At 71.4% G+C, this 16545-nt stretch carries 11 protein-coding genes; 4 read left to right on the forward strand and 7 right to left on the reverse strand.

Annotated features, from left to right (window positions below; genetic code table 11):
- Positions 1-224: 224 nt before the first annotated feature.
- Entirely contained in the window at positions 225-1850 is a 1626-nt protein-coding gene (locus RCR19_RS01690) for a SpoIIE family protein phosphatase (RefSeq protein WP_331263386.1), read from the forward strand.
- 18 nt (positions 1851-1868) lie between these two features.
- Here RCR19_RS01690 and RCR19_RS01695 read toward each other — a convergent pair whose 3' ends face one another.
- Entirely contained in the window at positions 1869-2972 is a 1104-nt protein-coding gene (locus tag RCR19_RS01695; RefSeq protein WP_331263387.1) for a DNA alkylation repair protein, read from the reverse strand.
- 165 nt (positions 2973-3137) lie between these two features.
- The gene (locus RCR19_RS01700; protein ID WP_331263388.1) at positions 3138-4100 is read right to left on the reverse strand and encodes a helix-turn-helix transcriptional regulator; all 963 of its coding nucleotides are present in this window, start codon (positions 4098-4100) and stop codon (positions 3138-3140) included.
- 276 nt (positions 4101-4376) lie between these two features.
- Here RCR19_RS01700 and RCR19_RS01705 point away from each other — a divergent pair, with 276 nt between their 5' ends.
- A complete protein-coding gene (locus RCR19_RS01705; RefSeq protein WP_331263389.1) occupies positions 4377-5114 on the forward strand; it encodes an SDR family oxidoreductase in 738 nt (245 codons plus the stop codon).
- Between the two features lie 425 nt (positions 5115-5539).
- On the opposite strand, the gene RCR19_RS01710 is transcribed toward RCR19_RS01705, so the two are convergent.
- Together RCR19_RS01710 and RCR19_RS01715 are read right to left on the reverse strand one after the other, a co-directional pair.
- A complete protein-coding gene (locus RCR19_RS01710) occupies positions 5540-6148 on the reverse strand; it encodes a YdeI/OmpD-associated family protein (RefSeq protein WP_331263390.1) in 609 nt (202 codons plus the stop codon).
- Positions 6149-6913: 765 nt separating this feature from the next.
- On the reverse strand, positions 6914-7891 hold the full coding sequence (locus tag RCR19_RS01715) for a helix-turn-helix domain-containing protein (RefSeq protein WP_331263391.1): 978 nt from the start codon (positions 7889-7891) through the stop codon (positions 6914-6916).
- 185 nt (positions 7892-8076) lie between these two features.
- Here RCR19_RS01715 and RCR19_RS01720 point away from each other — a divergent pair, with 185 nt between their 5' ends.
- On the forward strand, positions 8077-12093 hold the full coding sequence (locus RCR19_RS01720) for a S8 family serine peptidase (RefSeq protein WP_331263392.1): 4017 nt from the start codon (positions 8077-8079) through the stop codon (positions 12091-12093).
- A 144-nt stretch (positions 12094-12237) separates the two neighbouring features.
- Positions 12238-12738, forward strand: a complete 501-nt coding sequence (locus RCR19_RS01725) for a GNAT family N-acetyltransferase (RefSeq protein ID WP_331263393.1) — start codon at positions 12238-12240, stop codon at positions 12736-12738.
- Positions 12739-12869: 131 nt separating this feature from the next.
- On the opposite strand, the gene RCR19_RS01730 is transcribed toward RCR19_RS01725, so the two are convergent.
- From RCR19_RS01730 to RCR19_RS01740, 3 genes are read right to left on the reverse strand one after another with little or no spacing between them, the layout of a single operon-like run.
- Positions 12870-13901: a LacI family DNA-binding transcriptional regulator gene (locus tag RCR19_RS01730; protein ID WP_331263394.1), complete on the reverse strand. Its 1032-nt coding sequence runs from the start codon at positions 13899-13901 to the stop codon at positions 12870-12872.
- 19 nt (positions 13902-13920) lie between these two features.
- Positions 13921-14847 carry an ROK family protein gene (locus RCR19_RS01735; protein WP_331263395.1) on the reverse strand — a complete coding sequence of 309 codons (927 nt, stop codon included), beginning with the start codon at positions 14845-14847 and terminating at the stop codon, positions 13921-13923.
- Positions 14844-16523 (reverse strand): hypothetical protein, encoded by a 1680-nt coding sequence (locus RCR19_RS01740; protein ID WP_331263396.1) that lies wholly within the window; start codon positions 16521-16523, stop codon positions 14844-14846. The genes RCR19_RS01735 and RCR19_RS01740 overlap by 4 nt, the downstream gene beginning before the upstream one ends.
- Positions 16524-16545 lie beyond the last annotated feature (22 nt).

Raw genomic sequence — 16545 nt, forward strand, 5'->3', positions numbered from 1 at the left:
AGCTGCCACAGTAGATCGGGCGCTGTTCTGTGGCAGCCGTCGATGTCATCGATGCGGCAAACCCACAGCCAGGTGTGCGGCAGCGGCGCAGTCCCCTGTGGACGCACCGCACGAGCGGTTCACCACATCACGGATGGCGTGTGTGGCCCGGTACCGATGCATTCCTCGGCTCGGCGATGGATCCTCGAAGTCAGTAACGCCCCCGTTCGACGCTCGAGGCAATCATGATGACGTACTCCCCTCACGCGTCCGCTCGACGGCACGTCTCTCCCGCCCGGGATGCCTTCGACATCGCCCGGCAGCTGGTCGACTCGGCGGTGCCGGACCTGGCCGACATCGCCGCCGTCGAGGTCTCGGACGCCCTCTTCGACGAACGCAGTGCTCTGTTGGAGGCGGGCGCCTGCCAAGGCTTCCGGCGAGCGGCCTTCCGCGCCGTGTGCGGTCATGGTTCACGGTGCGCCTACCGGATCGGCGAGGTCAGCCGCATTCCCTCCGGAACGCCCTACCGGCGTACTCTCTCGGACCGGCGACCGCGGGTCATCGCGTCCCTTCCGCCGCAGGCTCACTGGCTCGCCCGCGACCCGGTAAGGGCCCCGCTGATGCACCAGGACCGGGTGCATTCCCTCATGGTGGTTCCGCTCGTGGCCCATCGCGTGGTTCTCGGGCTTGTGGCCTTCTACCGGTGCAACGGCTCGTCTCCGTTCGGCAAGGCCGACCTGCGCACGGCGGCACGGCTCGCGGGCCAGGCCGCCCGGATGCTCGACGACGTCCATCGCGACCTACGCGAACAGGCGATGGGACGCATCCTGCAGCATGCCCTGCTGGCGAGGCCACCTCACCTGACGGCGGTCGAGGATGTCCGGGGCCATGTGCCGGCGGACGGCGCTCCCGGCGGTTGGTTCGATGTCATTCCGCTCCCGGGCACCCGTGTGGGACTGTCCGTGGGGTCGACCGGTGGCCGCGGAATCGCCGCGGCGGCGGTCATGAGTCAGCAGAAGGCGCGGGTCGCAGCACTGGCGGCACTGGACGTCGAGCCCGTCGAGGCCCTGACCCACAGCCTCCGCCCCTCCACGGTCACCGCCACCCCGCCCCCGGTGGATGGGTCGGCTGCCGACCGGTCCTCGGCGCAGACGCACTGTCTGTACGCGGTCTACGATCCGGTGACCCGTCGCTGCACCGCGGCCCGTGCGGGCGCGGCCGGCCTCACCGTCGTCGCCCCCGACGGTGACGTCACATCCGTCGGTCCCACCGCTTCGGACGCCGCCGACGGGGACGGTTACGACGTCGCCGTGTTCGACGTTCCGCCGGGCAGCCTCCTCGTCCTGAGCTGTGCAGGCGCCCCGGAGCAACGTGGCGATGCACCGGACGACCAAGAGGCGCGGAACGGCGCCTGCACCGGTGGGGAAGCCCGTCTGCCGTTGACGGGAAGGGGCGCGCACGTACTGCTCACCGCCCGCACACGGGCTGTCGCCCCCATGGACATCGCCACCTGGGAGCTGCCCAACGACCCGACCGCCGTGGCCGACGCACGCGACCGGACCGCGACGCAACTGACCGCCTGGGGACTCCCCGACCTGTCCTTCAACACCACCCTGGTCGTGAGCGAACTGGTCACCAACGCGATCCGCTACTCCACCGGTCCGATCGGTCTGCGCCTCATTCGCGATGCCGCCCTGATCTGCGAGGTGTCTGACAACAGCAGCGCGGCCCCGCGCACTCACCTACCGGCGCCGAGCGACCAGGGCGGCCGCGGTTTGATCATCGTCGCCCATCTCGCCCGGGCCCATGGCACGCGCTACACGGCACCGGGCAAGATCGTCTGGGCGGAGCAGGCCATCGACGTGGCATGACCACTCCGGCCCGCCGGGTCAGGGCGCCCCGAGCTCGAACTCGGCCCGGTCCGATGCCACGCCGTTGACCTGTAGCGACACTGCGTGCGGGCCCGGGTGATAGCGGCGGGTCGTGATCGGCCGGAAGGAGTACTCACGGCTCACCTCGACCTTCTCGCCCGGGGCCAGCGTGCGGGTCGTGAGTTTGAACGTCTTGGAGCTCTGGGAGCCGTTCGCCTTGTTGTGGTGCACCACGTAGTCGATCGACAGCCGGGCCTCCTGGTCCCCCGCGTTGCGGATCGTCGCGGTGAAGCGCACGCTCCCGCCGAACGGAACGGTGATCCGATCGAGCACCGGTCCGCCGATCTCGAGGGTCGCCGGAGCGAAGCCGAGCAGTTCAAGGGCGCCGGGGTGACCGCGCTTGACGAGCGTGCGCAGTCCATGGCGTACGAGCCGTCCGGTGGTGGGGGCAGGATCGGCGAGCCAGCCCCGGGCCGTCGCCACGACGAGGTCGGCCTGGTCACGGCTGAGGTCGTTCAGGTGGTTGGCGACCGACCGCCTGACGTACTCGCTCTCGTCGCGGTAGAGGGCGTCGAGGACGGGCACGGTCACGCCGGAGCGGGCGATCAGCGCAGGCACGCGGATCGCCCAGGGAAGGTAGGGCCGGGTGCCCTCCGAGGCGAGACGGCGCACGTCGCTGTCGGGCGACGCCGTCCAGTCGGCGATGATCCGCAGGGCCCGGTCGACGTCGTGCCGCAGCAGGACGCGGATCGCGAACTCCGAGGTCAGCCGCCCGGTCAGAGCGGCCAGAAGCGTCATCGCGTCGTCGAAGGCGTCATCGGTCCCCTCCGCGACGGCCTTCGTGGCTATAGCGCTCGTGACCGGCCAGATGAGCCATCCGGTGAACGCCGGCACGCCGGCGTGAGCTGCGCGCACGACCCGCGCCAGCTCGGCGTAGTCCCCCGGTACGTCCGCGAGCAGGGCGTCCCGCAGGAGATCGGAGCGTTCGCGCAGTGAGAGGGAATCGAGTTGTTGTGCGGCCGCCCGCAACGAAGCGGGGTCCGCGTCGGGGAGCACGGTGCGGACGGCCTGGGTCAGCGTGTGGGCGGTGTGACCGTTGATTAGTTCGTCGGCAAAAGGCATGGTTTGTCTCTTCGGTTGGTTCGAGGTGCGGCCGCCGGCTGACCCGGGCCAGGGCGGTGCCCCCGGCCTGGAATGCGTGGCGACGGGCGGTGAGGCAGCTGCTTGATGGTGTGTGCGGCGTCCGGGGGGGAGGGCGCATATGGATTCGTACGAAGCCGTGGCACGTCAGGGGGACGGCGCTGCCGAGGCCAGAAAGGCCATGGCCTCCTCACTGCGACTGCCGGGCTCGGGGGTGCCTACGAGCAGCTGCTGCCCCGGAGCGTCCACCACGTCGAAGGTCTGATAGGTCAGCTCGATGGGCCCCACGTCCGGGTGCACGAACACCTTGAATGCACGGGTCAGACCTGCGACGCCGTGGTCGTCCCACAGCACCCGGAACTCCTCTGAGGCCGTCTTGAGTTCGGCGACCAGGCCGCTGATGCCCGTGTCGTGCGGGAACTGCCCGGCGTTCAGGCGCAGTGCGTACACGGTGCTGCGCCGCAGCGGCTCCCGATCAGCGAACACCGTCTCCGCCCGAGGGTGGGTGAACAGGATGCGTGGCATGTTCCGCTCGTCTCCGAACGGCGCCAGGAGCGCGTCGGCGATCGTATTGGTCGCCAGTACGTCGAAGGCCGGGCCGAGCACATAGGACGCGGCACGGGGGAATGCTTCCAGCAGGCGCAGAAGCGCGGGATGCACCAGTTCCCGCGTGCTGTCAGGCCCGAGCCTGGGGTTGAGCCCCGCCAGCCGGTGCAGATGCTCGCGCGCATCGGGCGCGAGGCGGAACGCCCGCCCGAGGGCATCGATCACCTGGGCGGAGGGGTGGCGCTCGCGACCTTGTTCCAGGCGCGCGTAGTAGTCCGCGCTGACCCCGGCCAGCACCGCAACCTCTTCGCGCCGCAGACCGTGGACGCGCCGTTTGGAGACGCCACCGGCGAGTCCGGCGTCCGCGGGCTCCACGCGTGCGCGACTGGCACGGAGAAACGCGCCGAGTTCGTTGTCATCCGCCGCCGTGCCCCCAAGGGCAGCACCGCTCGCCGGATCCCCCCTTCGATGATTCGGGACCGTCAAACGCGTGATCATGCCTCGTCTCCCGTTCAGCTCGCCGTTGCCCCCGGACCGACGGATCGTACGACCGACCGCTGACATCGCCCCGACCGGCGGCTGCGGCGCGGACGGATCCCGGTGACGCACGTGCCGACGATCCGCCGCACTCGGGCTGACGGCGGCCCCATGAGTGACGCCGTCCCCGCGGGCTCCTGCCGTTCTCAACGAGACACCAGCGTGCACCGCCACCGGGAGACCAGGAAGGCTGCGTGTACCTGGGTGCCGCACACCCAGGTACACGCAGCCTTCCTGGATCCGGTCGGGCGCACTGAGGTGGGGAGCGCGGCGGCCGCCGCCGGAACATCCCGAAGGAGCACCATGACCACGTCAGCGGAATCGAAGACCGTCCTCGTCACCGGGGCGAGCAGTGGAATCGGCGAGGCCACCGCCCGTCGGCTGGCCGGACTCGGCCACCGTCTGCTGCTCGGTGCACGCCGAACCGCACGCCTGGCGTCCCTCTCCGAGGAGCTGCGTGCCGCCGGGTCATCGGTCGCCCATCGCGAGCTGGACGTGACCAGCCTCGACTCCGTGCACGCTTTCGCCGCCGCCGGGATCGAGGAGTACGGGCGTATCGACGTCTTGATCAACAACGCCGGCGTGATGCCGCTGTCGCCGATCGCCGACCTGCGTATCGCCGAGTGGGAGCAGATGATCGACGTCAATCTGCGTGGCGTGCTCTACGGCATCGCCGCGGTACTGCCGCACATGCAGCACCAGGGCGGCGGGCACATCGTCAATGTCGCCTCGACGTCGGGGCACCGGGTGGACCCGACCGCAGCGGTCTACTGCGCCACCAAGTTCGGCGTGGTGGCACTGTCCGAAGGGCTACGGCAGGAGAGCCGGGACATCCGGGTCACCGTCGTCAGTCCAGGGTTCACACAGAGCGAGCTGACCCACCACGGTGGGTCGGCCGAGGCCCGGGCGGCGGCGCGCGCGGCGGCCGAGCAACTGGCGATCCCGGCCTCGGCCATCGCCGACGCCATCGCTTTCGCCGTCGACCAGCCGATGCACGTGGACGTCAACGAGCTGATCGTGCGCCCTGCCGCACAGGGCTGACGACAGAAGATCCACAGAAGATCGACCGCTGGTCCGCAACGCCCGGACAGGGCGCGGGCCCCCCGCAAGACATCTTCGACAAGAGCCGGCGAGTGGCTGCCAAGCGGCTGGCGGACCACCAACGGGCGACTGCCTGAAGGCCGAGCGCGCCCTCGCGGCCCTCTCTCTGAACGCCGGTGCCTGCACCGTCGCGGTCGACGCGCCAGGCGGGGCGGGAAGTGCCGGCTGACAGGCACACCCGGCGTGGCGCCCCGCACCTCTCCATGGCGCGGGGCGCTCCCGGCCCGGCTCCCTTCAGCGGGACGCCTGGGCCTCCGGCACCCCCCTCGCGCCCGCGAAGGATCAGCGAGGGCGCCCGGCGGCTGCCGGGGCCGCAGGCGCGCCGGGGCCCCGGGCCATCACACGGCCACGGACCCTCTCGGTGTCTACGGATACGGCTTCTCGCCCTTCGCCAGCATCGCTACGTACTTCTCGATCCGGCGCGCCCGGGTCTCGGCCTTCTTGGCGTCCTGGACCCGGTACAGGATCGCGTAGCGGTTCTGCCGGTCCAGTGTCTCGAAGAACTCCGCCGCGGCCGGGTCGGCGGTCAGGGCCGCAGTGAGGTCCTCCGGGACCGTGGCGGTCTTCGCGCTGTCGTAAGCCGCCTCCCAACGGCCGTCTGCCTTGGCGCGGTCGACCTCGGCCTGCCCCGGCGAATGCATCCGGCCCTGCTCGATCAGGGCGGCCACCTTGTCCCGGTTGACCTTGGACCACTTGCTGCGCGGCTTGCGCGGGGTGAACCGCTGGAGCCACCACTGGTCGTCGAACTTGGCCTTCTGGCCGTCGATCCAGCCGTAGCAGAGTGCCACGTCGAGCGCCCGGGCGTAGTCCAGCGCGACGATTCCGGGGCCCTTCTTGCGAAGCTTGAGCCAGACGCCCGACGAGCCGGCGTGGTTCTCACCGAGCCATGCCTCGAACGCTTCGGCGGATTCGAATACGACGATCTCCAAGTCCTGAGTCACCCCAGCAGCGAACCACACCCGGCCGATTGCCATGACGCATTCGGGCACGGCCCCGGATGCAGGATGCCCGTGGAGTGCGTGATCATCTCTGTTCTCGACGGGTAACGATCATGCAGGAGCCACGGACCTGCTCAACGACACGCCATTGCTGCTCGACCTCGACAGGGGGTCCGTCGCGCGAGTTGAGCGGCCGGCCGACGGAAGCGCCGAGCTCACCCGGTCACGGCCGACGAGAGGGCCAGAGCCTGCCCGGCCTGTGGGGTTTTTGCCAGCAGGGTGAAGGGCTCGGCGGTGACCAGGCCGCGCGATCTCGTCTACGGCGAGAGCGGAATGGAGTTCCGTCGGCACAGGCGCCGCTGGTGGTGCCGCGAGACCGACTGTCCGCGGCCGTCCTTCACCGAGCAGCACCCGCAGATCCCGGCCGGTGCCGGACTGACCGCCCGGCTACGGGGTGCGGCCGGGCGCCGCATGCGGGATGCCGGCTCCACGGTCATCCAGGCCGCGCGGGATCTGCATCTGTCCTGGCCGACCGTGCTGGATGCCTTCCGCACGCAGGTCCGCGACGTCACCGAGGCACCTCTGCCGCAGGTCGCAGTCCTGGGCATCGACGAGACCGGCCGCGGACGGCCCCGCTGGGAACAGAATGCGGATACCGGCAAGTGGCGCCCGACCCGGGACCGGTGGCAGACCGAGCTTCGTCGACGCCCTCGGCCACGGCGGGCTGCTCGGGCAGGTCGAGGGCCGCACCACCGCCGAGACCCGCGGCCGATGCGGACGGGCGAGCGACCCGGAGCCGATTCACTCGAGCCAGCCGCGGCGGGCCGCCTGGGCCGCCGCCTGGAAGCGGGTGTCGGCGCCCAGTTCGGCCATCAGGCGATGGATACGGCGCTGGGTGGTGCGCTGACTCCAGCCCAGGGTTCGCGCGATCGCCGCGTCCGCACAACCGGAGGACAGCAGCCTCAGCAAGGCGAGGGTTTCGGCATCGGGGCTGCCCGGTCGTTCGACCGGGGCTCTGGTGTCCCGAAGCGGCGTCGCCCGTTCCCACTCGACCTCGAACAGCGCCTCCAGAGCCACGAGCATCGGTGAAGGCTGGATGAGATAGGCGGCGGAATGGCCGCCGGGCGCGAGGCTGAAGGGGATGATCGCGGACCTGTCGTCCGAGATCACCAGTTTCAGCGGCAACTCCGGCAGCACCCGGGCCTGTTCACCGGCGCGTATGCTCGGCAGGATGTCCTCCTGGAGCCGACCCGGCCAGTCCACGGCGGCCCGATCGTAGATCACCCGGTGGACGACACCCGTGCGTTGCCGCCGGCGCTGGTTGTCCAGGTTGCTCCCCGGCCGGTCGACATAAGGAGGCCGGTCGAAGGCCCGCACCTGGCGCCGGGCACCCTGCGTGAGCCGCTGGACGGCCGCGCTGATGTCCTCGTGGCTGGTGAGCAGTTCCACGGCGATGTTCGGATCACTGATCCGGTGGGCCTCGCGGTGCTTCTCGGCAAGCTGCTGCACCAGGGAGCGGGCCGAGTCGAGCCGGCGCTCACGTTCCTGGATCAGCTCGCTGACCGCCACATCGGGAGCCGCCGCGGTGAAGTGCGGCGGACGGCCCGCGGATCTGGTGGCAAGGCCGTCCTTGACCAGAACGGACAGCAACCTGCCCACCGCGCGCACGCTCATCCCACACGCTCCGGCGACCTGCGAGGCGGTGCTCCGGGGCCGCCCGACCAGGGCGGTGTAGACGAGTTGTGTTTCGTCGCTGAGTCCGACGACGTCAAATTCCATTTCCACTCCGGTCGTTCCTGGCAACCAGTCGCCACCTGGCGGAAGTTGGCCACAGCAGCGTCCTTGCGCCCGGTCCGCTTCCATTGACATCTTCCCTGGAGAAAAGGGGCGTTGTCCTGCGGTGTCGCGCGGGCCCACGTCCCTGTCGTGTGTCAGCACACCGAACAACAGCGGAAGGTGCCCCTATGCCCCAAGCCCGACCACCGGCCCTACGGCTGCTGCGCGCCTGCGCAGTCCTCGCCCTCACCGTCGCCGGGACCGCCGTGGCACTGCCCGCATCCGCCGCTCCTCCGACCACCCCCGCTCCCCCGGTCCGCACACCCGCCACGCAGGCGTCGCCGAGACCCGACGAGCAGCGGCACGGTGTCGTTCCCGGCCAGACCCTGGTGACGCTGGACCAGCAGACCTCGGTCACCGGAACGCCCCTGCGCGGCACTCGCCTCGCCGCCCGCACCCCGCTGACGAACAGCGCGGCCCTCAACGCCAAGTTCCGGGCCGTCGGCGCCACATCACTGCACCCGCTCGTGCGGAAGGACGGCGCCGGGCAGTCCCGGACCTACGTCCTCTCCACCGGCCGACGCGACTCCGATGCCGTCGCCCGTTCCCTGCGCGGCACTCGAGGAGTCGTCGACGCCGAGCCCAACCGCTACGTCAACACCATGAACACCGGAGCCCGGTCGCTGCCGGCCACGGCGGTCCGGTCCTTCCCCGCGGCGCACACCCGCGGTTCCGCCAGGACCGGCGGGACACCATCGACGTCGCCCTCGGACGCCGTTCCGGCCAACGACACCCTCAGCACCTCCGCGCAGGCGTTCCTCAACTCCGGCGGTGTGAACGCGATCGGCGCCTTCTCCCTGCTCCAGGGTCGGTACGGCCAGCAGCCCGGAACCGGCGAGACCATCACGAACGTGTCGATCGGCGACCTCACCGACCAGTCGATGGCCGACGACGGCGACTCGTACGTGCGGTCCAACGGCCCGACCACCGTCCTGAAGGACGGACAGCGCTACCTCGACCTGCCGTCGATGCCGCTCATCCCGACGTATGTGGCCAAGGACTCCGGCGGTCTGGACGGGGCCGCGTCGACCGAACAGCAGGACCCCTCCCTCGACGAAGTCATGCTCGACTTCGGCGTCATGGCCCCGCTCGCCCATGACCGGCAGCGTCCCGAGGCGACCGGCAGTGGCTACACCGACCTTCTGGGCATCGCCCCCGGCGCGAACTACCGACTGGTCGTCCCGCAGCAGCCGACCACCGACCGGATCGCGGGCGCCCTTCTGGCCGCCGCCCACCAGTCACCCAAGCCCGACGTGATCACGGCCAGCCTCGGCTTCGGCACCGACGCCGAGGGCTTCCCCGGCCGCTATCTCGAGGACGACCCGGTCATCCGTTCCGTCGTCACGTCCATCGTCCATGACGACGGTGTCGTGGTGTCCATCTCCTCCAACGACGGCACGCGCCTCTACACGCCCGCCTCCGTCGGCCCCGACGGCGGCAGCACGCCCACCGACCTCGCCCCCGACAGCCGCTCCGCGACCACCATCGCCGACGACGCGGAGTCCACGACTCCTTCGAGGGTCCCCGACAGCGGGGCGATAGCCGCGGGCGGCACCACTCTGGACGACACCCTGGCCGCAGGACCACGGGGCGACGCGACCACGGCCGAGACTCGGCTCAGCGGCTTCGGCACCTTCTCCTCGGGCTTCGGCAGCCGCGTCGACCTCTCGGCGCCCAGCGACAACATCCTGGCCTTCTCCCACCAGGCCCAGGGCGGGGCGCAGGACGTCGCCGTGTCCCTCAACGGCGGCACGTCCGCCTCGGCCCCCGAGATCGCCGCCGCAGCGGCGGTCGTACTCCAGGCCGGACGGCTCGGCGGCCACCGTCTGACTCCCGCGCAGGTACGGGACATCCTCGAGAAGACCGGTCGCGCGGTCTCCACCCCGCCGCAGATCGATCGTGCGCTGCACGTGGGCCCGCAGATCGACGTGACGGCGGCGACCGAGAAGGCGCTGGGCCGCAGCTCCGGGTCCCCGTCACTGGTGCGCCTGTCCGTCGCGCACCGCGTCACCATCGGCGACCTCGGCGGCGCCTTCATGGAGACCAGCGACCCGGGCCGCATCGACCTCGGGGACCGATCCTCCGGCGGCAACGGTGAAGGCCTGGTCGGTCCGGTGACCTTCGCCGGCGACACCACCGGGGTGACCGGCCGCGCCCAGTACACCCTCACTGTCGGCAAGACCGTCTTCCGCTCCTCCGACAGCCCCGCGATACGCGTGACACCGGCCCAGCTCCTGACCGCCGCCGGTCTGCCCCTGACCTCCACGACGGACCGGCAGATCACCGTGACCTACCGCGTCCTGGTCGACGGACGCACCCGCGTGAGCACCACCCGTACCCTCGCCGTCGGCCCCAGCGACGGCACCTACGCGGAGGCCACCGCCCCCGACGCTCCGCCGACGGTCGGAGCCGGGCACCCGGTCACCGTCTCGTACGACCTCACCGGTGTCGCGTCGACCTCCGACCCGCAGCTCGTGGTGTCCACGGTCGGTCACTGGAACCCGAGCCTCGCTCCCCTGTTCACCGCCGGCTGGCATCAGGCGCTGACCGCGCCCAAGGGAACGGTGACGATTCCCGCTGAGGCGTTCGCGAACGGCGGCGGCCTCTACGGCGTCGGCATCGCCCAGCGGGGCTTCGGCGGCAACCCGCTGTCCGTCGCCTACGGGGAGTTCGCCCCGATCCGGGTGGACGGCGGCACGGCGGCGAACCGCCCGGCCGCCCCGGTCCTGACCGGGGCCAACGGCATCGCCGGCCACACCACCGAAGTATCCCGCGACGCCTCCCTGTTCACGCTCCGCTACGACGTGCGGGACGTCCCGGGTGCGCGGGCCGCCGAGGTGGAGTTCTCCGCGCCGGCCCCCACCCAGCACGGCACGCTCAACACCTTCACCAACGCCAACGGCACCCGACTCGACCACGACGGCGTGAACAGCCCGTCGGTACTGCACCGCACGCTGCAGGCCGCCTCGGGTTCGGTGCGACTGGACGCCGCGGCACTGGGCCTCGGCAGCTCGGACAGCTACAACGTCCGGGTGCTCGCCCTCGGCCGCAACGGCCAGGTCGTGGGTCAGGCGTCCCCGTTGTCGACGCTGGCCTTCGACGACGGGCAGGCGCCCGGCGGTGCGTCGGTGGAGAGCTTCGCCGCGGCCGGTCCCCACTCCGTCGCGGCGCTGGCCACGGCTTCGGGCGGCTCGGAGGTCCGCCACTACTCGACGGCGACCGGACGCTACGGCGACGTCATCACCTCCGACCCGGGCTCCGGCTCGTCCTACGAGGTCGTGGGAGCCACCGCGAACCGTGTTCTGCTGGCCCACAAGGCGGCAGCCGACGGCGATGTCCGGGTCGAGACCTGGAACACCACGACGGACTCCCTCGCCGGCGTCACCGTGCTGCCCGCCGACAAGTACAGCTACGTCACCGGCCGGATCGACGGCGTTCACAACAGGGGCGCCATGCTCCTGCACGGGACCGACAAGGCCGACCTGGTCCTGCCCGTGGACCTCGGCGCGGGCACCACGGGCGATCCGATCCAGGCCGACCCGACCGACGTGCCGGCCGGAACCTACAGTCTGCTCACCCTCGACTCCTCGACCGGTGCCGTCTTCCTGGCCAAGGCCGCCGGGGCCTTCAACTGCCTCGGCGGAGTGACGCCGGCCAAGGTCGACCTGGGCACGCGGACGGTGACCGGTCTCGGCAGCACCTCCGGATGCAGTCACGGCATCGCCTCCGACGGAGCCGGATCGCTGTTCAACCTCTCGGCCACCGTGCCCAGCGTCAACATCGTTCCCACGAGTGTGCTCGGACCGATCGACGAGACCAGCGGTGAGTCGGCCGATGTCATGAGCGTGCGCCTGGGCAAGGCCTCGGCCCTCGCGGTGGACGGCACCCACCGGATCGCCGTGGTGTCCTACGCGACGCCGGAGGGCAAGGCCTACTTCGGCGCCGGAATGTGGGTGCCGGACAACAACGCCACCAGTCAGCTGGTCGTCATGGATCTCACGACGGGAACGGTGATCCGCACGCTGACCGGCTTCGCCATCAACACCCACGGAGGGGCCGAGAACGCGCTCCAGCTCGATCCCGGCACCCGGACCGGGTGGACGTACGGCCCGAACGATCAGCAGATCCAGCAGTTCAGTTACTGACGGAGCGACCCGTCCTCCGTCCCGGGGGCCCGTACTCACCACGGGCCCCCGGGGCACGCCCCGCAGCCGGCCGCCCGGACAGGCCGACTCGGCCTCCACGGAAACCCAGGTGCTCCGAACGCACTGTCCGGGTAGGTTCGCAGAGTGCCCGAGCTGAAGCTGCTGCACGCCGACCACGGCCCGGCGGTCCTCGCCTTCGAGCTGGCGAACCGCGCCTACTTCGCCGCCGCCGTCTCTGATCGGGGCGACGCGTTCTTCGATCGATTCCGGGAGCGGCTCAGCGCCATGCTGGCCCAGCAGGACGCCGGCATCAACGCGTTCTACGTACTGATCGCCGAGGACGGCTCGATTCTGGGCCGGTTCAATCTGTACGACGTCGAGGACGGCACCGCCGAACTCGGCTACCGCGTCGCCCAACACATCGCGGGCCGCGGCGTGGCCACCGCGACCGTCCGGGAGCTGTGCCGACTCGCGGTGGCGCGGCACGGACTGCGCACGCTGCGGGCGGCCGCCGCACACGACAATGACGCCTCCCGGAAAGTGCTGGCCAAGGCCGGGTTCGTCCCGGTCGGCCCGGCGGGCCCTGACGACCTCGGCGGGAAGACGGGCACCTGGTACCGACTCGACCTCGTGCCGCAGCCGTAGTACGCGATCCTGCAGCCTGCCGAAGGCTCTCCGTGAACCGGTGGCATCGGCCTCAAGTCGCGCCCGGTCCGGGCCGATCACCGCCCGAGCGGCACGGAACCCATGTCCTGCGGGATGCAGGCGCCCCTCGATCAGTGTGCGGTGCTCCCCGAGGTGCCGTAGTGCACGAGTGTGGTCGGCACGACGGTCCGCCGGGTGGCGGAGCGCACGGAGCCGTCCCGGATACGCGTGGCGAGCAGTCGGCCCGCCTCACGGCCGAGTTCGTCGCTGTCGTAGGCGACGATGGTCAGCGGCAGCCCCAGCGCGTCGGCGAGTTCGAAGTCGTCGAAGCCGGCCAGCGCGGTGGTCGTGCCCGCTCGGCGGATGGCGCGGAAGGCGCCGATGGTGTTGCGGTTGTTGGAGCAGAACAGCGCCGTGGGGGGCTCCGGGAGGTCGAGCAACTCGCTTGCGGCACGGGCGGCTTCGCCGGTCTGCTGCTGGCCCTGCCGGATGTAGGCGGGCTCGGCGCCGATACCCGCGTCGGCCAGTGCGTCGGCGTAGCCCCGCAGACGCTCGATGCTCGTGTAGACGGTCGGCGGCGAGCCCAGGAAGCCGATCCTGCGGTGCCCGGCGGCGAGCAGCCGCTCGGTGGCGGAGCGTGCCCCGCCGTAGTCGTCGACCAGCACGCAGTCGGCGGCGAAATCGCTCGGCGGGCGGCTCGCGAGCACCACGGGCACACCCTCGGCCGCGGCGGCGGCCAGATGGCGCTGGTCGGCGTCGGCGGGCACGGCGATGATGCCGTCGACCCGGCGGGCCACCAGGTCCTGGACGAGGCTCCGCTCGCTGTCCAGGTCCTGTCCGGTGTTGCCGATGACGGACTTGAGACCGTGCTGGGCGAGCACGGAATCGACGCCCAGGGCCAGGCGGGAGTAGAAGGGGTTGGCGAGGTTGGTGACGACGAGCCCGACGAGTCCTGTTCCGCTGCCCAGTCGCAGGCTGCGGGCCATCTCGTTGCGCCGGTAGCCGAGTTCCGCGATGACCGTGCGCACCCGGGCCGCGGTGGCCGGCGCCACCTTGGGGTCGTCGCGCAGGACGCGCGAGACGGTCATGGCGCTGACCTCCGCACGCTCGGCGACGTCCCGCAAGGTCGGCTGCGCGTCCCTCGGTCCACGTGTGTCCGCCATCACGGCCGTGTCCCCTTCGTCAGTCCCCGTCGGCCGCCGCGCGCGCCGCGCCGATCAGTGCGGCGTCCCCGGCGAGACGGGCGGGCTTCACCGCACGAGTATGCCGTGTGGCGGCCGCGGTTTCGGGGGACACCGGGCCACGAGGGGCGTCGCCGGCGTCGGGCACCCAGCCCCCGGCCTCGAGTCCCGACGTCAGGGCCGGAGCGACGAGATCCCAGGAACGGGCCATGGAACCGCCCACGACGAGTGCCGTGGCGCCGAAGGCCACCAGCCGCGGCCCCAGCACGGCACCCAGCGTCGAGAAGGCGTTGCCCAGGACCCTCAGGGCCCGCCCCTCGCCCGCCCTGGCGCGCTCGGCGATGTCGTGCACGTCGAGGGCCGGATCGCCGTACCGGAGCAGGATCGCGCGGCGTGACACGACGTCTTCGAGTGGCTCGTCGCCCACCTCGGTCAGGTCCATGCGTCCCTCGGGCGGCACGCCGGGCCCGTACTCGCACATATGGCCGTCGGCAAGGAACGCGGAGCCGACACCCGTCCCGAGGGTGATGCCGACGACGCGGCGGTGGCCGCGCGCGGCGCCCGCGGACCACTCGCCCGCCAGGAAGGCGTGCGCGTCGTTGAGGAACACGACGTCGGCGGGATGACGCCGCAGCCCGCCGCGCAGCGCGGCCCCCACGTCCACTCCGTACAGGGCGTCGAACTTCCCGACCCCCGCGAAGAGGGCGATGCCCCCCGCGTAGTCGAACGGGCCCGGCACCGCCACACCCCAGCGGGCCCCCGAGGGCACCACCAGGGTGGCGGCACAGTCGTGCACGGTGCCGAGGATCTCCTCGGCGGAGCCGTGTGCGTCCAGCGGCATACGGGTGCGGTCCAGGACCCTGCCGTCCCGCGGCTCGACGAGGGCCGCGGTGACGTGGGTGCCGCCGATCTCCAGAACGGGTATCAACGCACGAGCGCCTTCACCACCCGGACGGGTCCGCCGTCCGCCGCCCGCAGGGTGTAGTGGCCGACCGCGGCGGGGACGGTGAGCGTCTCCGCACAGGCCAGTTCGTGCGTGTCCCCGGCCGCCGTCCGCACCGTCACACCCGCACCCTCCACCACGTTCAGCACATGGAAGCGCCCTTGCGTGGCATCCTCCGCCTCCGCTCCGGCGTCGAGCACATATCTCCTGACCTCGTAGAACATTTCGTCCAGTGCGCCGATGACCTCCTCGCGCCAGCCCGCACCCTCGCGCAGGGTGCGCGGCTCCTGCACAAGGTCACGGGCGACGGCCGCACCGCGCCGTCCCGTCTCCAGGTTGGCGAAGCCGTGCTCGTACGGCAGCGGCCGGGGGCTGCCGTCCACGCCGGGCCGCAGCCAGTCGTAGAACCGCAGGCTGTACAGGTACGGGGTGGCGCTGATCTCGAGTACGACGTTGCCGGCGCCGCTTGCGTGCGGCGTGCCCGCCGGGATCATGAACAGCCTGCCCTGCTCGGCGGGGAAGGTCAGGACATGGTCCTCCGGATCCATGGGCACCCCCTCGGTGGCGGCCTTGAGCACCTCCTTGCGGAAGACGTCCACGTCGGCGTCCTCGCGCAGGCCGAGGAACACCTTGCTGTCAGGGCCGCCGAGGGTCAAGTAGTACGTCTCGTGCTGGGTGTAGGGCCAGCCGAAGCGCTCCCGCATGTACGGCTCCCTGGGGTGGCAGTGCACCGAGAGGTTGCCGCCGCCGACCGTGTCGAGGTAGTCGAAGCGGATCGGGAAGGAGGTGCCGAAACGGGCGTGCACATCGTCGCCGAGGACGTCTTCGGGGTGCAGGACGCACATCAGCTGGAACGGCACCTCCGCCTGGGCCTGCGGCCCGTCACCGACGAGGATGCCCGCCTCGGGGGCGATGAGTTCGTAGCCGAGCGCGGTGTTCCGTGCCTCCGGGTCGAAGCCGAGTTCCTGCTGTGCCCAATGGCCGCCCCAGGGGGTGGAGTTGAAGAACGGCCGGGTGCGCACGGGACGGCGGGCCAGGGTGGCGAGGGTGGCCCGCAGACCGTCGCCGTCCAGATAGACCGGACGTTCCGGGTCCTGGACGTCCAGCCAGCCGTCGAGGCGGGGGGCGAGCGCGTCGCGATGGCGGTCGAGCATCGGCCAGTCGACGTAGAACAGGCGGCGGAAGTCGCCCTGTTCGCCGGGCAGCCCGAGGTTGACCCCTCGTCCGCCGGCCACGGCGTCCTCCGCATGGCGCTTGGGGAGGTCGGCGTACCAGAGGACGTCGTGCCGGACGAGGGCGGCGCCCGGCCCGTAGACCACGGCCGATCCCCCTTCCGGTGGCCGCGGCACGTCGCCGAAGAGGTCGTCCAAGGTGTTCTCGGCGAGCTTGCAGTAGTACGGGTCGGCGGCGTCCTCCGGGCGTACGGTGCGCCGCCTGACCTCGGCGGGCGGTGCGTAGTGCTCGCGCACGTCGAGCAGCCGCACCGCCTCGCCCGGCCAGGCGGCCACGAGCCGGTCGGCCAGCAGGTCCCAGTCCACGGACGGCGGCCCGTCAATGGCGACGACCGCCGCGGCGGGGGGCAGTTGGTCCGCGATCGCCTGCCAGCCCGTGGCGAGGACGGTTCGCGGTGCGGGGGTGTATCGGGGGTCGAGCCGGTACACGCAATCTCCTTCGTACTGTCGT

This window comes from Streptomyces sp. WAC07094, assembly GCF_036320405.1.
Lineage (GTDB): Bacteria > Actinomycetota > Actinomycetes > Streptomycetales > Streptomycetaceae > Streptomyces > Streptomyces lannensis.

Excerpts from the sequence above, each read along its gene's own strand:
- RCR19_RS01705 (WP_331263389.1), top strand. The coding sequence starts at position 4,377 with ATGACCACGTCAGCGGAATCGAAGACCGTCCTCGTCACCGGGGCGAGC.
- RCR19_RS01730 (WP_331263394.1), bottom strand. The coding sequence starts at position 13,901 with ATGGCGGACACACGTGGACCGAGGGACGCGCAGCCGACCTTGCGGGAC.
- RCR19_RS01710 (WP_331263390.1), bottom strand. The coding sequence starts at position 6,148 with ATGGCAATCGGCCGGGTGTGGTTCGCTGCTGGGGTGACTCAGGACTTG.
- RCR19_RS01715 (WP_331263391.1), bottom strand. The coding sequence starts at position 7,891 with ATGGAATTTGACGTCGTCGGACTCAGCGACGAAACACAACTCGTCTAC.
- RCR19_RS01720 (WP_331263392.1), top strand. The coding sequence starts at position 8,077 with ATGCCCCAAGCCCGACCACCGGCCCTACGGCTGCTGCGCGCCTGCGCA.
- RCR19_RS01695 (WP_331263387.1), bottom strand. The coding sequence starts at position 2,972 with ATGCCTTTTGCCGACGAACTAATCAACGGTCACACCGCCCACACGCTG.
- RCR19_RS01690 (WP_331263386.1), top strand. The coding sequence starts at position 225 with ATGATGACGTACTCCCCTCACGCGTCCGCTCGACGGCACGTCTCTCCC.
- RCR19_RS01700 (WP_331263388.1), bottom strand. The coding sequence starts at position 4,100 with ATGTCAGCGGTCGGTCGTACGATCCGTCGGTCCGGGGGCAACGGCGAG.